Raw genomic sequence first — 18,745 nt, forward strand, 5'->3', positions numbered from 1 at the left:
TTAAATACATAAAGCCCCTTGATTTTGATTATAAATAAGTTGTTAGAGACAGTTTTCATGTTTTTAAAGCTAAATTTAAATTTAGAATTTAGTCGGTTTTTTTATTTTTGTTAAAAGGCAAAAAAAGGGAAAATAACTATTACATTTACTGACTGTGAACTTTTAGAAATCGTAAGATTGATTTAGAATCAAATATTACAATCTGTGAAAACGACATAAATATCCTGTTTTTTATATATAGTTAATTTACAAAATTCTCTTTAGAATTAAAAATAGCTGATCCGTAAAGTGTTATCAGTAGTTCATATTTTCGATTATTTTTTATCTAGGAGGATACTATGAAAAAAATATTGGAGAACCCGTTCATGAAGAAACTCCAAGAATGGAGTGAAAAAGTTGGGAAAAACAAGTTTTTGTCTTCGTTACAAGCAGCTATGATGGGGACGCTAGGAATAATTTTAGTAGGTTCCATTGCACAGATATTAATGGTATTTTTGGGACCAACATTACTTAAAGTTATCTCAGATAAAGGAATAGTGTATAGTTCATTAAACTATATTTATCAATTTACCATGAATTTGATGTCACTATGGGTAGTTGCGCTTTTTGCATATAACTATGCTAAAAAGTTAGACTTAAAAGCTCCTCTCATGAATATTCTAGATGCCCTTGTCTGCTTTTTTCTTGCGGTTGGTTCCATAACAATTGGGAAAACCGGTCAAGCAAGTATTGATATGACATATTTAGGAACTCAAGGAATGTTTATAGGCTTTTTAGTTGTCTTCTTATCTGTTCGGATTGAAAAAGTCTTTCAAGATAAGAACATTCGAATAAAAATGCCTGATGTAATCCCGCCATTTTTGGCAGAGAGTTTTTCCGCATTGCTACCACTGTTGTTTAGTTCAGCATTTTTCTCTGTAATTGTTGGAGCTATTTCTGTTCTTTCAAATGGAAAATACACTCTTGCGTCTGGTTTTACAATGATATTGTCATATCCATTAAAAACACTGACTTCTGTTCCTGGAATGATAATTCTTTGTACACTTGCTGCTATTTTATGGTGCTTTGGTATTCATGGAACGATGTTGATTTCATCAATAGTTTTTCCTCTTTCAATCCAAGCGATTGGCATGAACGCAGCAGCACATGCTGCTGGACAACCTATGCAGTTTTATCCTGTATTTTTGTATGCCGGTCTTTCTATGGTTGGAGGAACTGGTAATACTTTACCTTTAGTTTTGATGGGTCTGAGATCAAAGTCAGAACAAATAAGGTCAATTTCTCGTGTATCTTTAATACCTAGTCTGTTCAACATTAATGAGCCAGTATCATTTGGAATGCCGATTATGTACAATCCAATATTGTGTATCCCTTATGTTCTAAGCGTTCCTATTATAATGTTATTAACTTACTTTGGCTATAAGAGTGGCTTTATTCAAGTACCATGGATTTTAATCCCACCTATGGTTCCAATTGGTTTTCAAAGATATTTAGAAGGATTGAAATGGCAAAATGCAATTTGGGATTACTTAATGATTATTCCAGCAACAATTTTGTATTATCCATTTTTCAAAATCTATGAAAAACAGCTATTAGAAAAAGAGTTAAAGGCAAAATCAAATTAAAGCTATTTGAAGGTAATTAATTATGGCAAAATTTCCAGAAAATTTTTTATGGGGTGGGGCAGTTTCAGCTAATCAGACTGAAGGCACTTTTTTAGAACATGGGAAAGGATGGTCGACAGCTGATATTGATAGATATGTTCCGCAAGGTGAGAAGCCAAAAGGTCCAGCAGATAGCTTAGTCAGAAAATCGGATGTTGAATTTGCTATGCTTGATAAAGAAGGCAGGTATCCAAAAAGAGATGGTATAGACTTTTATCATCATTACAAAGAGGATATTAGTTTATTAGCCGAAGCTGGAGTTAAAATGTTTCGAACTTCTATTTCGTGGCCACGCATTTTTCCCAATGGAGATGACAATTTACCTAATGAGGAAGGTCTAGAGTTTTATGACAAAGTCTTTGATGAATGCCTGAAACATAATATTCAACCTATGGTTACCCTGTCACACTTTGAAATGCCACTAAATTTAGTTTTAAAGCAAAATGGGTGGTTGTCACGTAAAACAATTAATCAGTTTGTACATTATGCTGAAACAGTTTTTAATCGTTATAAAGATAAGGTGAAATATTGGATCACCTTTAATGAAATCAATGTACTAGAAATGAGTGGTTTCACTAGTGGAGGGATATTAGCTGATAATGTTGAAAATAGAGTTGAGGCAAGATATCAGGCAGCTCATCATCAATTTGTAGCAAGTGCTCTCGCTGTAAAAAAGTGTCATGAAATAATACCAGATGGTCAAATTGGCGCTATGATAGCGAGGTTTGAAAGCTACCCTAGAAGTTGTAGACCAGAGGATGCTTTAGCAAATGTGAAGGCAAATCAGAACAACCTCTTTTTTAGTGATGTACAAATTAGAGGTTACTACCCAAGCTACATGACCAGGTTCATGAAAGAAAACAATATACATATAAGAGCTGAAAAAAAAGACAAAAGAATATTAAAGGAAGGGACTGCGGATTTTCTTGCATTTAGTTATTATTCTTCTATGATTGCAGTTTCAAAAGACTCGCAAGAGGGAGAAAAATTAACTTCTGGAAATCTCAAACTTTCGTTTAAAAATCCTTATTTAAAATCGAGTGAATGGGGATGGCAATGTGATCCTATAGGGTTAAGAATAGCTTTAAATGAGTTATATGATAGGTACCAAGTTCCACTTTTTATTGTTGAAAATGGCCTCGGTGCAAAAGATGTGATTGCAAGTGATAATCAAATTCATGATGATTACCGAATTGAATATCTGAAAGAGCACATTAAACAAGTAGGTGAGGCTTGCGAAGATGGAGTTGAAGTCATGGGTTATTTGGTTTGGGGCTGCATTGACTTAATAAGTGCCAGTTCATGTGAAATGTCAAAAAGATACGGAATTATATATGTAGATTTAGATGATTACGGCCATGGCACTCTGGAGCGGAAAAAGAAAAGTTCATTCGATTGGTACAAAAAAACTATTAAAATGAACGGTTCAAATCTATAAATTATATATTTTAAAAAAGAATATTGGCTCGTTTGTTTAAAGATAGGCCAATATTCTTTTATTTTGGAAGTAAACTAAAATGTATTATTTAGAAAAAATTATTCAAAATTAAAAAAGGGAGATAATAAATGATAACCTTTAAAATTGAAGAAAATGTAGAAACCGATTTTCCCCATTACTGGGAATTTTGTGTCGGCAGCTGCCACGCATATACGGCTTTACGGGAAGATTATCGTCAACAATTGATTAAAGTCCACCATGAACTAGGATTTAGATACGTTCGTTTTCATGGCTTGTTTGATGACGAAATGAGCGTTTGCATTGAAAATTTCGATTTTGCGGGTAAGTCAAAGGGAATAACCTATAATTTCATCAATGTTGATAAAATCTTTGATTTCCTGCTTGAGATTGGCATGAAACCATTTGTAGAGCTCGGTTTCATGCCAACCTGCATTGCTTCTGGTAATGGGAAAGTCTTTGCCTATGGCGGAAATAATTCAATGCCAAAATCTGATAAATTATGGGAAGAACTAATCGGCCGGTTTATCAAGCACATTATTGAGCGCTACGGTAAAGAAGAGGTGGAAACTTGGTTCTTTGAAGTCTGGAATGAGCCGAATTTGCCATTATTTTTTGCGGGAACGCAGCAGGATTATTTTCACCTTTACGAAATAACTGTCAAGACTGCAAAATTCTTAGATAATAATCTTAGGTTTGGTGGTCCGGCTACTTCATGCAATTCCTGGATTCCAGAAATGATTAATTTTTGCGAGGAAAATAACGTCCCACTGGATTTTATAACTACCCATCATTATCCAACGGATGATCCATTATGGAAAAGCGGGTTAGGTATTGCAGAATTTTTTAAAAATTCTGCTCAAGAAAAAACTGGTTATCACCGTGGCATTTTGCATGAAATGACTCTCAGTTCAAGAAAACAGGCTGGCAATTATCCACTTTACTATACTGAATGGAATGTTTCAGCAATGGTAGGCGATATGATTCATGATGAACCTTATGCCGCCGCTATGGTTGCCAAGACCCTTGCAGATAATGATGGCTTGGTGGAAGGTTATTCATTTTGGACCTTTACAGATATTTTTGAAGAGCAGTCACAAAAACCAGGTGTTTTCCATGGTGGGTGTGGTTTACAGACCGTTGAAGGTATTGAGAAGCCTGTCTACCGGATTTTTGAAATTTTTCACCGACTAGGTTCAAAACGTATTAAAGTTGAATGTAATGAACCAAGTACGACCGAAGTTTTGGCTGTCCAAAAGGAAAAAAATCTTCAAGTTTTGGCTTATAACCATAATGTTCCGAGTGGTAAAATTACCGCGGAAAAAATAAGGATTGAATTGCGGCAACAAAAAGCTTTTGATGGCATTTTGCAAAGGATTGATGAAAACCATGCTAATCCATTGAAAAAGTGGTGTGTATTGGGCAAGCCGCAATACATTAAGCAGCCAGAGATTGACTTGCTTCGTAAGTCATCCCAACTGCATAAAGAAAAACTGCACATTAAAGATGGTAGTCTTTCTCTAGTGGTATCTCCACACTCTTGTATTTTTGTGGAAATTCCTAATTATTTTGCATAAAGAGACGAAAACTCTTTGAACTAAATAAATGTTTAAAGCGTTTTTGTGTGTAAAAAGTAACAATTAAATTACATAACTAGGAATTTATTCTAATTTTCTGCTTTTTAAAACTGTTAATTAAAAAAGTTTGTCAAAGCTTACGGATGTAAACATTTTGCAATAATAACAGTTATTACGGTATTTTTTTGAAAGCGCACTTTTAATCTTTTAAATAACCTAAAAAAGCCCCATTTTTACCGTAAAAAAAGGTATAATTTTATTTGAAATTGAAGGGAGATATAAAAAAATGATGTGTGATAATATTTATTTCAAAATTTTGTGGGTGATTGTATATGGAATTACCGCCTATTATACATTTACCGGCAACATGATGATGGGAATGTACTGGATGGCTGGAGGCATGTTTGCCCAAGCAGTTGTTGACCTTGTCTATCATTTCTTACCAGCTCATAAAAAAAGCTAAAAAACAGCTGTATTGTTTGATATGAACCCCAAAATTAGGACACTTTATATTAGCTGCTAGCTGAGGACTAACTTCCGATATTCAAGCGGAGTTAGTCCTTTTAGTTTGATTTTGATTCTTTTCTGATTGTAATACTCAATGTAGTCTCTGATTGCGTCTTCCAGTTCATTGAGATTCTTAAACCGCTTTTCAAACCCATAAAACATTTCTCGTTTAAGTATGCCGAAGAAACCTTCCATTAAGCCATCATCAAGCGAATTACCCATGCGTGACATTGATTGGCTAATGCCATGATTTTCCAGCCATGCTTGAAATCTGTAGTTCTGATATTGCCAGCCTTGATCGGTATGGAAGATCAAGCCGTTCAGTACCGGATACTTGTGCCAGGCCTTTTTTAACATATTCATGGTCTGCTTAAGATTAGGACTGCGAGAAATAGTATAGGAAATAATCTCTTGGGTACACCCATCAATGATCGGTGATAAGTAGGTCTTTTGCCCATTGAGCTTAAACTCAGTTATATCTGAATACCATTTGTGATTGGGATAAATCGCATTAAAGTTACGCTTAATCAGGTCAGGCTTAATTGGACCTTGGGTACCGCGATAACTGTTATATTTGCGCTAGCGTTTACTGACTATGCCACACAATTTCAGTTTGTTCATTAAGCGCTGCACTTTTTTATGATTGGCTAATAAACCACGACGTCTAAGCTCTACAGTAATGCGCCGATAGCCGTAGCGGTGCTTGTGTTCTTCGTAGATAGCTTTGATTTCAGCCATTATTTCTTGGTTATCCCGATCTTTGTCCTTCTTCTTTAAAGTGTAGTAGTAATCACTACGGGATAGATGGGGTAGATTGGGATTGGCATTAATAGTAGCAAGAATAAAAGTTACGCTGACTTTAAGCTCACGTCTTAGTTGGGTAACTGCCACGGCTATTTCCGGGGCTTGCGGTTCTTGGTCCGCTGGTCGACTAAGACGCTCAATTTTTTTACAAATTCGTTCTCGATAGTCAGCTTTAAGTTCTGCTGGCGTAAGTGTTCGATTTCTTGCTTGAGTCGATGATTTTCCTGTTTGATCAGTTGTTCTCTTTTGGTCATGGGGCGACCTTCCTCTTTGCTTATTAACGATATTATACCCATTTTTACGATATTCTCGTAGCCAATTGTGCAACATGCCACGACTTTTTAAGCCTAAAGCTAGTGCAACGTGATAAAGGGATTCATGGTCAACTATAATCCGCTTGAGTGCCTGCTCCTTAAAATTACTTGTGTAAGTAGTGTAAGGCTGGTCTAAAATAGCTAGACCGTGACGATTAATCAAAGCCAACAAGTAATCAATATTCGGCTTGCTAACCTGATAACGCTGACTTAATTCAGTAGGACCAACTTGATAATCATGCCAAAGATGATAGATTTCAATTTTATCTTGTTTAGATAATTTAGCCATAAAAATAACCCCCAAATTTGTCCTAAATTTGGGGGTCACTTCAGTTAGAGAAACAGCTGCTTTTTGTTTAAAAGTAGTTTAGCTTAGTTTTTCTTGGCTATAGGTTAATGATCATTATCTTTTAAAAAAGTTTGAATTATTTTTTCGCGTAGGGTAAGAAAAATCTGATTGTGCCCAAAAGGGTGAATTCGGTTAGTCAAAAGGATCAAACCGGATTTTTTTATGCGATCGAGAATTAGCAAAACTCCAGTATAGCCTGTGTGCAATATTATCGGATAATGATAGGTCGGATCAAAACGCAAGTCCCAGCCCCAAGAGCGAGGTTTAATGCCTGCTGGATTCTTATTTTCGAAAAGTTGAGCAACTAAGTCTTGACTAAAGGGTAAAATGTTGCGGTCAAGTCCCAGATAACCGTTGCAGATTTTGATTAAATCAAGCATGGTTGAAAATAACCCTGCTGAACCACAATCACTGCCAAGCTGCCGAGCTTTGGGATCATGCGGAATGCCTTGAAGAACTCGTCCGTTTAGCAGTGAGGTAGGCACGCAATTGCTTTTATTGGGATGAAAAGAGGTTTCCGTCAAACCCATTGGTTTGATAATTTCATTCATGCCAACTTTCTGAACAGGTTGACCAAAGATTTTTTTAATAACTAATCCTAATAAAATAAAATTTGTATCCGCATAGCGCATTTTGTGTTGAAACTCATCAGTTACAGGGAGATGAATGATCGCGTCAATTAACTCATCGTGGCTCAATTGGTCGCGATGGTCGATCCAACCGCGAATGCCACTTGTATGGGTAAGCAGGTGAAACAGACGCACGTGTTTGTCCGTAAATTCGGGGATGAAATCATTAAGTGGCTCGGTAAAGTTTAATTTGCCGTCTTGATAAAGTTTTAGCAAAATGTTCTCCGTTACCAGCACCTTGGTGAGACTAGCAAGGTCATATTCCGCGAAGGGACTGAGCTGTGTGATTTTTGGGTATGTGCTAGCAAAACCAATAGTAGATGTAAAAATTTTGGTGTTTTTGATAAAGGCATAATTGACACCGGGAACAATGCGTTCAGAAACCATAGATTCAATTAGATATTGGGTGTTTGAAAAGTCGATCATAAAATTTGTCTTTCAATAAAAATTATCTTAAATCTATTATATCAATAATCAAAAAAGTTTTTGATTTAATATTTTTTATAAAGTAACATTATTCAGGCTAAAAAAGAAAAATTAGATGTGACCAATTTGCCTAAGTAAAAGATCTTTTTCAAAATGAAAAATACTCTTAAAGCGTGAAAATCACTTGACATTATACCCGCCTTCAAGCATAATAATTACTGTTGATTTTGCCCGTTGGTCAAATGGTTAAGACGCCACCCTCTCAAGGTGGAGTTACGAGTTCAATTCTCGTACGGGTGATTTAACACTGGGATATAGCCAAATGGTAAGGCACAGGTTTCTGGTTCCTGCATGTTTCGGTTCGAGCCCGGATATCCCAATAATTGTAATTTGTCTTAGTTTCAACTAGCTGTAAACGTTGATGCTAAGGCATTTTTATTTTTTCTGATTTTTTGAAACTAGTCTAAAATGAGTCAAAAAACTTCATATTAGACTTCATATTTTTAAGTAGACGTGCAAGTGGGCTAATCTTAGATATTTAGCTGAATTGGTATAGGTGTTCAATGAAAAACGTTGATTTAAAGGCAACTTCAAGAAGTGTCAAACGGTTTATAAACTTCTATTTGGAAATGTTTTGTCTAAGAACGGGACTAAAAACGACTGATCTAAATAAGAATTTCAGTCAAAAAGACTTCACATTATTAACCAGTGACCATAATACGGCATTGGGCTTATATATAATCTATCAAGCTATCAATAACTGTGATGCAAAATACCAGGCTATACTAAAAAAGCTGTATTTTGATAATAAAAGACAGCTTGATGTAATGAGTGACCTAAACATAACTCATAATACAGCGTGGAGGTGGCGTTTAGAGGCATCTAACCAGTTTGCCGTTAACCTGATTAAGCTACAAGAGCAGTTTGGCATCAATGATTTAAAAGATTTACGGGTATTTAGATAGCAGGGTGTGTAATACGCTTTTTTATTATGTCTATGGTAGATTATGCTTAAGTAATTAGTGACGCTTAGAGGGCCGAAATAAGCCCTATTAGGAGGGATGTATAAATGGAAAAAGTAAGAGTATTTCTTAAACGTGATCTTGGAAAGTTTGTTATTTGGTCAGGAAGGCGCAAGACTGATTTAGTATCTGATAAGGTTGATAAGCTAACCACTCTTGATGCAAAACGCACTACTAAAAAGATTGTTTTTGCTGAAAATATTACTTGGTGCATCGGTAAAGCTATCCAAGCATGCTCTGATAAATCAAGAAAAATACTAACAAGTGTTTATTTACTTGATCATTTGAATAAAACAGCTATGAAAGAAATAGGTTATGGCCAATCTAGATATTGGGAATTAAAGCAAAAGGCACTAGATGAATTCATGGAAAACTTTGCTGCATACCAGAAAGAAATAGGCTTAGAACCATATATTAAGCTGGTTAAATAAAATAGAGGTCGTGTTTTACGACTACCTTTAAAACTGCTGACCCGTCGAAATTACGGGATAGGCTAATAGCAAATTTTTAAATCGATTTGATCGATTTAAAACATTAACCAAATGATAAAAAGGGATGCACACTAGAATTTACTAAAAAATAAACTTAATAATGAACTGGTAAAAATACTAATCTTTAGTTTTTTTGATACAGCATACTTTTTATAAATTCGCACACTATTTTATTTTTTTGGTAAATAACAATACCCCTAAAATCAATATTCCTGTTAAGACAATTATTGCAATCCAATTAAACAAAATTTTGTTTTTATCTTTTGTACTATCTGTTATTCCTTTAATTTTTGAAATCCAATAAAACAGCAGTTCAGTAATTCCCCACATAATTAAACCGAAAATTGCAGCAATAATAAGAGTATATCCTAATGAAGATGCTGTACTGCCTGTATTTTTGAATAGATTGGTAAGTAGATTCATTCCACCAAAGATAGCAAAAGTTATTGCTGTGAATATCCCTAGAATTGTAATGAATTCGGAATATATACTATTTATTTTACCTGTGGTTTTTTGAAAACTATGTTGTTGATCTTCAATTATTTTCTTTTGTTTACCAATTATTTCCTTTTGCTCATTAATACTATCAGATAATGAATTTTGTTTCTCTTCTAGTTTTTTTTGTTGTGTAAACAGTTTTACTTTTCTATCATCGAGATAGTCGATCATGCTTGTATAATTTTCCGCACGAAGTAAATCAGTATGCATTTCTAGTTCATAAAATAATTCTTGATAGTTATTTTTAATAAAATCCATTTTTTCAATAAATATTTTGTCAGTATCTTTTTCTGGCTCTCTTTTATAGAAATATTTTTCTAATTTATAGTGCATATAACCTAAGTTCTCCCGCTCTTTGTTATAAATATAGGCAGGATGACTTGTTAATACACTATTGTTATTCCTTAAAAAATCAGAAAACTCCCTGTTATCGTCTTCTTTACTATCTAAAAAATCAAAAAATTCATTAATAATTGGTTTGTAGTCTTCATTATTCAATGTTAATCACCTCATAAAAATTATACATTAACAAGAATAGAGTTTTGATAGTATTTAGTTAATATAACCAGTTGTTAGCCGAATAGATATTACTCAAAACCGTAAAAATTATGTATCCCCAAGTTTTATTTTAGGGGGTTCAAAATTGAGCTCTCTTTTTGTTGTAGTAAGTATTAACGAACGCAATTTTACGTTGGTATATCAAGGCTGTTCAAAATGGATACTACTTTGACCTGACGCACCGAAACGGGGCGTCACATTTCGTTACTCCCTTTGGTAGGGATGAACCAATTAGGGTAGGTATATGAATTATAGGAGAAACTAATTATGGATTATCCTATAGTGTTCCGAGTTCATTTTTAAGCTGGGCTAAACGCCGAATGCAATTTTACGTTAGGCTGTAAACAGGTCGTTCAGAACGATCTGTTTTTGTATAAAGGATATCAGAATCCAATTTTAGCTTTTGACCTAAACCAATTATGGATTGGGCAAAACAGGTCAATTAAATTTATTTCGAAATGGTTCACAGCCATAACGAATTTCTAAGTGGGTCTGAGCCACTTAGAGATATTTAATGAGTGTAGTTGTAGCAATAGCTATTTAAGGGAGCCCTGAATTAGGGCGTCATGCTTGTATAATTTTAAACGGTGGAGTAACTATTCGTTACGTCATGTAACTTTGGCCATAGAAGTTTTCCGTAATCATCAAGACATTTTGTAGCTTGTGTACGAAATCTCGGCGCTGTTAAATCAACCTTTGTCAGTTTGACCCCCCCTTTCAAAAAATATTAAAAAAGTGTCCGTCTAGAAAGCGAACACCACTTGTTGCGGCTCCTCGCCAGCCGTTGATGGGGGCGGGGTTCAAAAATATTCTATTATTCAGTATATTTTAAGCATCATTCCCAAAATATTGCATTAGCAGTTGTACTTTTTTGTATTTTCTTTCTGTCATTATCATCTATTGTTTTTACAAAAGATTGATTTAGATCAAGTTCATTTCCATTTATTCGATTTTCCCAAATTTGAACATAATGTATTTTGTCAATAGAGTCATAGTATAACTTTATATTAGCAACTTGCTCATTTATGTTGTGAATTGTCAATCCTGAAGAAAACATTTTATGTGTAAATAGGTAAGACATGTTTTTTTCATCAATGAATGGAATATACAAAGTTTGATGTTCACCATCTGTATAGGTTATTCTAAAGCAAACGTCAGAAGCTAAGCTATTGGTTATATTTATAAGTTCATAACACCCTTTATTTTCTGTTAATAACGCATAATTAATCTTTGAACTGTCTATTTTTTTTGAAATTTCTTGAAAGTCATTGGGTTGCCAGTAACAGTTTTTAACTCCTTTTTTGAAGAAACGAGTATTAGATAAAGAAAAAAGCGGCTGGTTATTCTTCTGTTTTATTTTTTCTTGTTCCCTTTTATCATTTTCATATTCTACTTTTTGCTCATGTATTTGCCAATATGCAAATGCTATAGCCGCAATGGATCCTAATCCACTCAGCCAATCTGCAAAACTGCCTAGATTTTTCTGTGATATAGATATACATATAGCTCCACCTAATATTGCAGAAATAAAAGAAATTAGAATATACCAACCATACTTTTTAAACCAGTTCATTTTACTCTCCTAAAGACGATTATATTAGTAATGTATTATAAATTGAAGCATATACCAATAGAGAAAGACTTTGTTAACCATGAATAAGATTAGCATAAAAAATACAGTCGTGAGTTACGACTGTATTTTGGGTTTTAGTTTTATATTCGCTTAATCTCTCGTTTAACTTGGCTGCCTTCAATGGTATAAATATAAAATATCCTGCTTGAAAGCGAACCACAGAATAATGTCGGTGTACCATCATGTTCAACAGCTATCCTAGACCAACACAGCTTACCATTGTTTAGTTCGTTAAAGTAGTTGCTGTTTTCTGCTTTGTTAACAACTAGCATAATACAATCACTGAAATGTTTAGCTGCTTGTTTACCAGATTTTCTTTCAATTTGTTTAATTAAATTTGTGGTGTCGAAATTATTTAAATTTCCAACTGAATAATACATTCATTTACTTCCTTTGCTTCATATCTTATACTGACTTTTCACTCTTTCTGAAATCAATTAATGAATTAGTATAGGAGTTGGGCACAATTGTTTTTGTGCAGGAACGAATTAAAAAATAGGTATAATCCCTTACTGTCACTAGTTTTGGAACAAAGACACACGTTTTTTTCGATATTAGCCACGCATATATATAGTGTACTGTATAACCTAAAATATATATTTATATATACCTCCTGGTATTTTAAAATATAGATGTTCCTTTGTTCCTAACTTACTAGCTCTAAGAATAAGGACTATTTTATTTTTAATCCATAATTGTTCACACCTGTTCCATTGTTGATATATCAAGGCTTATCGTGATTATTTTTGTTCCCTAATTATTTAGCTTCGATGTCTTTAAAATAATAAACACGTGGTCTTTTACCGTTTGATGATCTTAACTGTTTGCTATATCGTATTATTCCTTTTCTCTCTAATTCGTTTTTGAGCTTAATTAGTGTAAGGGGATGCTTGATACCATTGTCTTCACACCAACTTTTATATGCTTGGTATAAACTACTCTGATTAACATTTTTCCCTTCAACTTGGATATAATTATCATCAATAAACTGTTGAACTTGATCATTATCTGTGAGCCATTTATTTCTAGTCTTAGTAATTAATACTGTTTGAGTGAGTGTATGGTTAGCTATAGCCTTTTTAGCTAGATACATGCATAAGTAAACAAATTTACCACGTTCTTTCTCTATCTTCTTAGTATCGATGACTTGGTCAAAGTTTTCTATTCGGTTGAAGTGAACAATGTTTGCTCTACGTTTAAAGCCGTTACTTGTATCTGAAAAGCTAGGTTCTTCATTGCCAATAAACAGCAATTTTGCATGGTTAGAGAAGGTAATATCATTTTTATTTTTTACGGGAGCGTTCATTTCTCCACCACCTGTTAGGTTCTTTATAGCAGCAGGGTTCTTAATAAAAGACTTTGAAATATCATCATGGATGTTTAAATACTTACCAGCTAGTTCCGAAAGACTAAAGTTATTGCTCATATCATCTGTTAAGTTCTCTAAAGAGACGTGTGCAACGTTTTCCTTACCTAGCAATCTCTGTAGATAATTGGCAAAGGTGGTTTTGCCGTCACCGCCACTGCTTATTATCATAATAAAGGCTTGAATAGGTTCATAACTGGGATAGAAAGCATAACCAATGAATTCCATTATTGGAGTTATGTTTTCGCCGAGCGATTTCCATAACCATTTAGAAGACTCAAGTTGTGGTGCTGTTTTGTTTTTAATGTTGATTAACTCTTTTTCTACATCAAATGTAACTAGGTCATAATCAACACAGGAAGTGAAATAGTATTTAGGCGAATGTTCTTGCAGTTTAAATGCATCCCAATCCCAAACACCATTTTTAAAGTTAAAATAGTTAACTGGTTTCTTACCAAAGGTTTCAGACCATTTAACCCGCTTAATGCTGTCACTAACAAAGTGGAAAGCATCCCTAGCCACGCGATCAGTCCACATATGATGCTTGTTTAAAATGCTTGTAATAGAGCTTTTGATACTTTTAATATTTTTTAATTCCCAATAGCCTAAATTTTCTTTATACTCGTAAAAGTCTTCTTTATTGCCATTTTCAGCGATAATACAATTATGCTTTTCAAGAACGGTTTTACCAAGCCTTGAAATATTAACTTTCGGCTTGCCATCATCGTCAAGGACTATCCATTCGGGTGTGTCTTTGACCGCCTTATTATATTTTTCTTTTAACTTAGGGTCTATTTTTATAATTTCTGATTTATTTTTCAGCAATATTTTTTACCTCCCGTTCTAAAATACTGTTAAAAGTCCGTATTACTTCATTTATAGGCAACGGCTCTTGAAACTGCTTATTGGCAATAATAGCCAATTGGTAAATTGTTTCTGCTCTTGCACCTGTATTAAACAGTTTCCCAATAATATGAGTAAGGTAGTCATTTCGCTTGCCCACTATCTGCGGATAAAACAATTCATCCAATAAGCAGCCTGTCCATGTTTTCAGTACGTAATAACGCTTTTTAGCATTAGTGCGTCTCTTAGTTTTCTCTTGAATGAACTCAATCAGTTCTGTGGGTGCTTCGACAATAGGCTGATTAAGATTAACCCACTCATAATTAACACCGTTAATCAGGGTAGGAGGTACCAGAGAAATATTGCCTTGTTCGGCTTGAATATCTACACCCGGTAGAAAACCCGCTTTAGTTTTGTTGGGGTGACCATCTTTTTTTAAGTAATATAGATGTAAGCCATCATTAGGTGTTAGGGCGGTCAGAGTATCAGGTAACCACTCTAAAGGGATGCTTTCTCTAATTGACTTAAAACCGTCTATTTTAGTTTTTCCACTATGTTTAGGCGTATCAATATCAATGCTAAATATGTTAGTCATTTTCCACGCTATACCAAACTTAGGGTTATCAGTCCATAATTGAGTTATTTCCTGGTCTGTGAGGCTTGCTCTTTTAGCATGAGATATAGCAGGACTTTTTAAATTAACGTTTGTTGGGACTACTGAAAAGCCTTGTTTGCCATACTGTAAAGCCCAGTCTATGTTTTTCATTGCTAATACCTCTAATTATCAATGCAAACAGTTATTACTTGCAGTTTTCTAATTGACGTATTAATATTTTTCAAGTCTTGGTTAATTTCTTCTAGAAGTTTGATTTGTTCTTCATCTTTTTTGCTCATAATAATTCCTTTGTTAGTTAAACATCTAAGATTAATTCACTTGCACACTTTTAGATGTTATAATTATGTAAATACCGTTTTCTTTTTCGTGGTTGTCTAAGAAACGGTTTTTTCTTTGCTCTCAATCCATCTAGTAATAGTCTGCTTACCATACAGCTTGCGCCCATCAATCACGGCTACAGGCATCCCTAATGAAGCCCAATAAGTAATTGTTGAGGGAGCAACACCAAAATATTTAGCAATCTCTGCACGGTTTAAATATGGCTGCTGGGGTGTAGCAGCTTTTTCTAGACTGTCTTTAATCAGACCACAAACATAGCTTTGTAGGTCTGTTTTTTGTTCCTGATCTAATTTGAATTCCATAATGTTTACTCCTCTTTAAACTCAATTAATGACTCTGTGTGTGATATTTCATCACGTTGGTTCTTGGCATAGACTTTCATTAGGTCAGTTAGGGCATATAGTTGTTCGTAATCACTTAAGGTCAAATCTTCAGGCTGCTGGATGCTGTGCAGTTTATCAAGCATTAATTCCGCTGCTCTTAATAAATTTTCGCTCTGCAGGGATGCAGCTATTAAGCCGTTGTCTAATTCTGTTACATTCTTTACTGTTCCAACCATGGTTAGTTAGTCCTTTCTACATCTAACTAGCGTGTACATATTATTAACTGAATTGCTATGATGGTTAGCATAGCCTTCAATTACTTTAGCCAAAGCTGAAATTCTGTTTAATTCGTCTAGTGTTAGATAATCAGGGCTTTCTATTTCATCTATTTTGCTTGTAAGCACACTTAAGCAGTCACGTAAGCGACAGCTTTCTAGAGATATCTGAATAAATTTATCATCAAAATCATTTGGTACTGTAACTGTTTGTTCCATTTTCTAACTCCTAGCTATCCAATTAATTGATACGTTTTTTCAGCTAATTCAGCATGTTTCTTTGCATATGAATTACTAATTTGGGCCAAACCCACAAGCTGATTAAAATCTTCCAAAGAAATTGAATCAGGCGATCCAATATTTAAAAGCTTATCTGCTAGAAGACTTAGTGCAGAAGATAAATATGTACTCTGCAAAATAATGTTTACTAAGTTATCGTCAAGTTTATTTGTTTCTGTTTTGTTCATAATGATCCTTTCTATTTGATAGTTGTGTACTGGTCAATTAACCAATCTTTTATTTTTTCAACTGTAGTAGATGACAGATTAGGATTTTTTTTAATAATTCTACTTATAGTCCATCTACTTAACCCTACACTTTTTGCCAAAGCGCCAATACTTAAATTCTTTTCACCACGTTTTCGTTTTAAAGCTAAGACTTGCTGCTCTGTTAGTTTCATATATTCTCTTGTCTCCTTTTAGCAACATTTTTGTTTACAAGTAAATTATATGACTTGAATATTATTATGTCAACAATAATGTTGCTATTAACGTTATTGTTGCTACTTTATGCAAAGAATTATAAAATAAACAAAGGAGATGGTATCTGTGATTTTCAACAATCGAATAAAAGAATTAAGAGAAAAAAAAGATGTGAGTCAAGGTGATTTAGCAAAAGTAACAGGTCTTACTCGCCAGGCGATTAGTAATTATGAAAATAATGAAAGAACTCCAAACAAAGAAATTTGGGAAAAGTTAGCTAGCTATTTCAATGTATCTGTTCCTTATTTAAAAGGTGCATACAGTAAAAAAGAAATACTAGTGAAACTTCAACAAGAATATATCTGTGGAAGTAAAGAAAATTCTAATAGCATAAGCCATGCAATAAAAAATAGTGAGATTACTTTTAATGTTGATTTGATAGCAATAGCTAAGGGAATAGTTTTTTATGATCAACCGAATTTTAACTTGTTGACTGAGAAAGAAATCACTAATTTTTATTTCTGGGAAAAGAATTTTTCGTTTATTTTTGATAATTTGGCTATTAACTGGTTAGTGACTAAACCGCTAGATGCGACAGATGAAGATATTTCAAATGCACTCAATGATGCTTTATCTGTAGAATTGCTTAGATTAGAAAGAGACGATAGAGATCAACAAGAAGGTGATGAATGGATAGAATCACCTAAAGAGCTATTAGAAAAAAGACAAGATTATATCAATAAACACATTTTTACTGATGATGATGGAGCATCGTATGTAGATTTCACAAAAACTACTGGTCAATAATTTATAGCCCGTCACGAAACGTTACCCCATAAATACATGTTAAATATTTAAGATTAGTTCACTTGCACGCCTTCTAATGTTAAGAAGGGAATTAATTAAACATGGATAATGAAATTAAAGAGTACACCACGCCAAGTGGTCAAAGCAGATACGGATTTAATATTTATGTAGGTAAAGATGAAACGACAGGGCATACCATTCAAATAAAAAAGCAAGGCTTTAAGAGCAGGGATGCTGCTGAAAAGTCTTACTATGAATACAAAATAAAAGTCCTTAATGGCGAATATGAGCCCCTTACTCATAAACGGTATACCATGAAAGACTTGTTTAAAATATGGTCTAAGACGTATAAGACTACGGTTAAAGAAAGCACATATGCTACAGCACTAAGAATTTTCAATAATCATATTCTTAAGGAATTAGGTAATTTATATATAGATAAGCTTACCATTTTTCAGTGCCAAAGTGCAGTAAACAAGTGGTTTGAAGTGTCCCATAAGACCTATAAACGCTATATCCGCTATGCATCACGTATGTTAGATTATGCTGTTGATCTTGAATTAATCGACAAGAATCCTATGAAAAAGGTTGTAAGACCTAAATATATAGAACAGCCAAAAGAGTTTGATAATTTTTACTCTAAGGATGAATTAAAAAAGTTTCTTGACTACGCTAATAAAAGAAATTTTCTATATTATGTATTCTTTAGGCTATTAGCCTATTCAGGGATGCGAAAGGGCGAGGCATTGGCTTTAAAATGGAATAGGGTAGATTTCCTTCATGGTTCAGTAAAAATCGATAAATCTGTAAGTAAGGGCATTAATAATAGGCTCTATATTTCTACACCAAAGACGCGTGGCAGCATAAGAACTATTCAAATGGACAAGCAAACCATGGGTGTGTTAAAAGAGTGGCGAACAAAGCAGCAAAAAGAAATGCTGAAGTTAGGGTATAATTTTATGAGTACAGATAATCTGGTATTTCCGACTTGGCAAAATAAGCCTAATCAACCAACACAGCCCACGCAATGGAATAATAGCATCTGTGAGCATGGTCATCTTAGGCATATTACAGTTCATGGGTTTAGGCATACTCATGCATCCCTATTATTTGATTCTGGTGCATCAATGAAAGATGTACAGAAAAGGTTAGGGCATTCATCAATGAAAACCACGATGGATATTTATACTCATGTAACCAAGCAGAGTGAACAAGAAACTGTAACAGAATTCGAAAGGTATATGGAGGGTTAAAATCGACTTCATATCGGACTTCATATACCGAGTAAGCTAGTAAAAACACTAATATAGCAATACTTAATGGGTCTTCGGTTCGAGCCCGGATATCCCAATATTTTAATTTACCTTTATATCAGGTTGCTTAAACTCTGGTATAAAGGTATTTTTTGTTTTCGATGACTGTCGAAAATGATTTATATTAGATCAAAATAATTCAGATTTTAATTAGACGTGTAAGTGGATAAATCCCAAGCATTTAGCATAAAGATTGATATAAGGACATTCTTTTTTAGTTATGCTGATAAATCG

The 18,745-nt window shown here is 34.0% G+C and carries 19 protein-coding genes, 2 tRNA genes and 1 pseudogene; 10 read left to right on the forward strand and 12 right to left on the reverse strand.

Going from position 1 to position 18,745, the window contains the following annotated elements; translation table 11 throughout:
- The first annotated feature begins 338 nt into the window (after positions 1–338).
- The 4 genes from J3U71_RS08890 (at position 339) to J3U71_RS08905 (ending at position 5,160) form a co-directional block, all read left to right on the forward strand.
- Complete coding sequence (locus tag J3U71_RS08890) at positions 339–1,625, forward strand: PTS sugar transporter subunit IIC (RefSeq protein WP_267394429.1); 1,287 nt, start codon at positions 339–341, stop codon at positions 1,623–1,625.
- Positions 1,626–1,647: 22 nt separating this feature from the next.
- Positions 1,648–3,102 carry a glycoside hydrolase family 1 protein gene (locus tag J3U71_RS08895; RefSeq protein WP_267394427.1) on the forward strand — a complete coding sequence of 485 codons (1,455 nt, stop codon included), beginning with the start codon at positions 1,648–1,650 and terminating at the stop codon, positions 3,100–3,102.
- A 128-nt stretch (positions 3,103–3,230) separates the two neighbouring features.
- Entirely contained in the window at positions 3,231–4,697 is a 1,467-nt protein-coding gene (locus J3U71_RS08900) for a GH39 family glycosyl hydrolase (RefSeq protein WP_267394425.1), read from the forward strand.
- A gap of 286 nt (positions 4,698–4,983) precedes the next feature.
- A complete protein-coding gene (locus J3U71_RS08905) occupies positions 4,984–5,160 on the forward strand; it encodes a hypothetical protein (RefSeq protein WP_267394423.1) in 177 nt (58 codons plus the stop codon).
- 56 nt (positions 5,161–5,216) lie between these two features.
- Here the strand turns inward: J3U71_RS08905 and J3U71_RS08910 are convergent.
- Positions 5,217–6,611, reverse strand: a pseudogene (locus J3U71_RS08910) (IS3 family transposase).
- A gap of 104 nt (positions 6,612–6,715) precedes the next feature.
- The gene (locus J3U71_RS08915) at positions 6,716–7,726 is read right to left on the reverse strand and encodes a serine hydrolase domain-containing protein (RefSeq protein WP_267394421.1); all 1,011 of its coding nucleotides are present in this window, start codon (positions 7,724–7,726) and stop codon (positions 6,716–6,718) included.
- Between the two features lie 228 nt (positions 7,727–7,954).
- On the opposite strand from J3U71_RS08915, the gene J3U71_RS08920 reads away from it, so the two are divergent.
- From J3U71_RS08920 to J3U71_RS08935, 4 genes are all read left to right on the forward strand, one after another.
- Positions 7,955–8,026 (forward strand) — tRNA-Glu (locus J3U71_RS08920).
- Positions 8,027–8,034: 8 nt separating this feature from the next.
- Positions 8,035–8,106, forward strand: a tRNA-Gln gene (locus J3U71_RS08925).
- 183 nt (positions 8,107–8,289) lie between these two features.
- A complete protein-coding gene (locus tag J3U71_RS08930; protein WP_267394419.1) occupies positions 8,290–8,691 on the forward strand; it encodes a hypothetical protein in 402 nt (133 codons plus the stop codon).
- 104 nt (positions 8,692–8,795) lie between these two features.
- The gene (locus J3U71_RS08935) at positions 8,796–9,179 is read left to right on the forward strand and encodes a hypothetical protein (protein WP_267394417.1); all 384 of its coding nucleotides are present in this window, start codon (positions 8,796–8,798) and stop codon (positions 9,177–9,179) included.
- A 225-nt stretch (positions 9,180–9,404) separates the two neighbouring features.
- On the opposite strand, the gene J3U71_RS08940 is transcribed toward J3U71_RS08935, so the two are convergent.
- From J3U71_RS08940 to J3U71_RS08985, 10 genes are all read right to left on the reverse strand, one after another.
- On the reverse strand, positions 9,405–10,235 hold the full coding sequence (locus J3U71_RS08940; protein ID WP_267394415.1) for a hypothetical protein: 831 nt from the start codon (positions 10,233–10,235) through the stop codon (positions 9,405–9,407).
- 895 nt (positions 10,236–11,130) lie between these two features.
- Positions 11,131–11,868, reverse strand: coding sequence for a hypothetical protein (locus J3U71_RS08945; RefSeq protein WP_267394413.1), 738 nt, complete (start codon positions 11,866–11,868; stop codon positions 11,131–11,133).
- 140 nt (positions 11,869–12,008) lie between these two features.
- Positions 12,009–12,308, reverse strand: a complete 300-nt coding sequence (locus J3U71_RS08950) for a hypothetical protein (RefSeq protein WP_103752209.1) — start codon at positions 12,306–12,308, stop codon at positions 12,009–12,011.
- A 377-nt stretch (positions 12,309–12,685) separates the two neighbouring features.
- On the reverse strand, positions 12,686–14,119 hold the full coding sequence (locus J3U71_RS08955; RefSeq protein WP_267394411.1) for a DNA primase family protein: 1,434 nt from the start codon (positions 14,117–14,119) through the stop codon (positions 12,686–12,688).
- Positions 14,106–14,903: a bifunctional DNA primase/polymerase gene (locus tag J3U71_RS08960; protein ID WP_267394409.1), complete on the reverse strand. Its 798-nt coding sequence runs from the start codon at positions 14,901–14,903 to the stop codon at positions 14,106–14,108. The genes J3U71_RS08955 and J3U71_RS08960 overlap by 14 nt, the downstream gene beginning before the upstream one ends.
- A 224-nt stretch (positions 14,904–15,127) precedes the next feature.
- On the reverse strand, positions 15,128–15,394 hold the full coding sequence (locus tag J3U71_RS08965) for a DNA-binding protein (RefSeq protein WP_267394407.1): 267 nt from the start codon (positions 15,392–15,394) through the stop codon (positions 15,128–15,130).
- Positions 15,395–15,399: 5 nt separating this feature from the next.
- Positions 15,400–15,651: a hypothetical protein gene (locus J3U71_RS08970; protein ID WP_267394405.1), complete on the reverse strand. Its 252-nt coding sequence runs from the start codon at positions 15,649–15,651 to the stop codon at positions 15,400–15,402.
- Between the two features lie 6 nt (positions 15,652–15,657).
- Positions 15,658–15,909, reverse strand: coding sequence for a hypothetical protein (locus tag J3U71_RS08975; protein ID WP_267394403.1), 252 nt, complete (start codon positions 15,907–15,909; stop codon positions 15,658–15,660).
- Between the two features lie 14 nt (positions 15,910–15,923).
- A complete protein-coding gene (locus J3U71_RS08980) occupies positions 15,924–16,157 on the reverse strand; it encodes a hypothetical protein (RefSeq protein ID WP_267394401.1) in 234 nt (77 codons plus the stop codon).
- An 11-nt stretch (positions 16,158–16,168) separates the two neighbouring features.
- Positions 16,169–16,369 (reverse strand): helix-turn-helix domain-containing protein, encoded by a 201-nt coding sequence (locus J3U71_RS08985; protein ID WP_267394399.1) that lies wholly within the window; start codon positions 16,367–16,369, stop codon positions 16,169–16,171.
- A gap of 148 nt (positions 16,370–16,517) precedes the next feature.
- On the opposite strand from J3U71_RS08985, the gene J3U71_RS08990 reads away from it, so the two are divergent.
- Both J3U71_RS08990 and J3U71_RS08995 read left to right on the forward strand, forming a co-directional pair.
- The gene (locus J3U71_RS08990; protein WP_267394397.1) at positions 16,518–17,198 is read left to right on the forward strand and encodes a helix-turn-helix transcriptional regulator; all 681 of its coding nucleotides are present in this window, start codon (positions 16,518–16,520) and stop codon (positions 17,196–17,198) included.
- Positions 17,199–17,299: 101 nt separating this feature from the next.
- Positions 17,300–18,451, forward strand: coding sequence for a tyrosine-type recombinase/integrase (locus J3U71_RS08995; RefSeq protein ID WP_267394395.1), 1,152 nt, complete (start codon positions 17,300–17,302; stop codon positions 18,449–18,451).
- Positions 18,452–18,745 lie beyond the last annotated feature (294 nt).

Origin of the sequence: Lactobacillus sp. B4015 (genome assembly GCF_026536055.1) — a bacterium.
Taxonomy (GTDB): domain Bacteria; phylum Bacillota; class Bacilli; order Lactobacillales; family Lactobacillaceae; genus Lactobacillus; species Lactobacillus panisapium.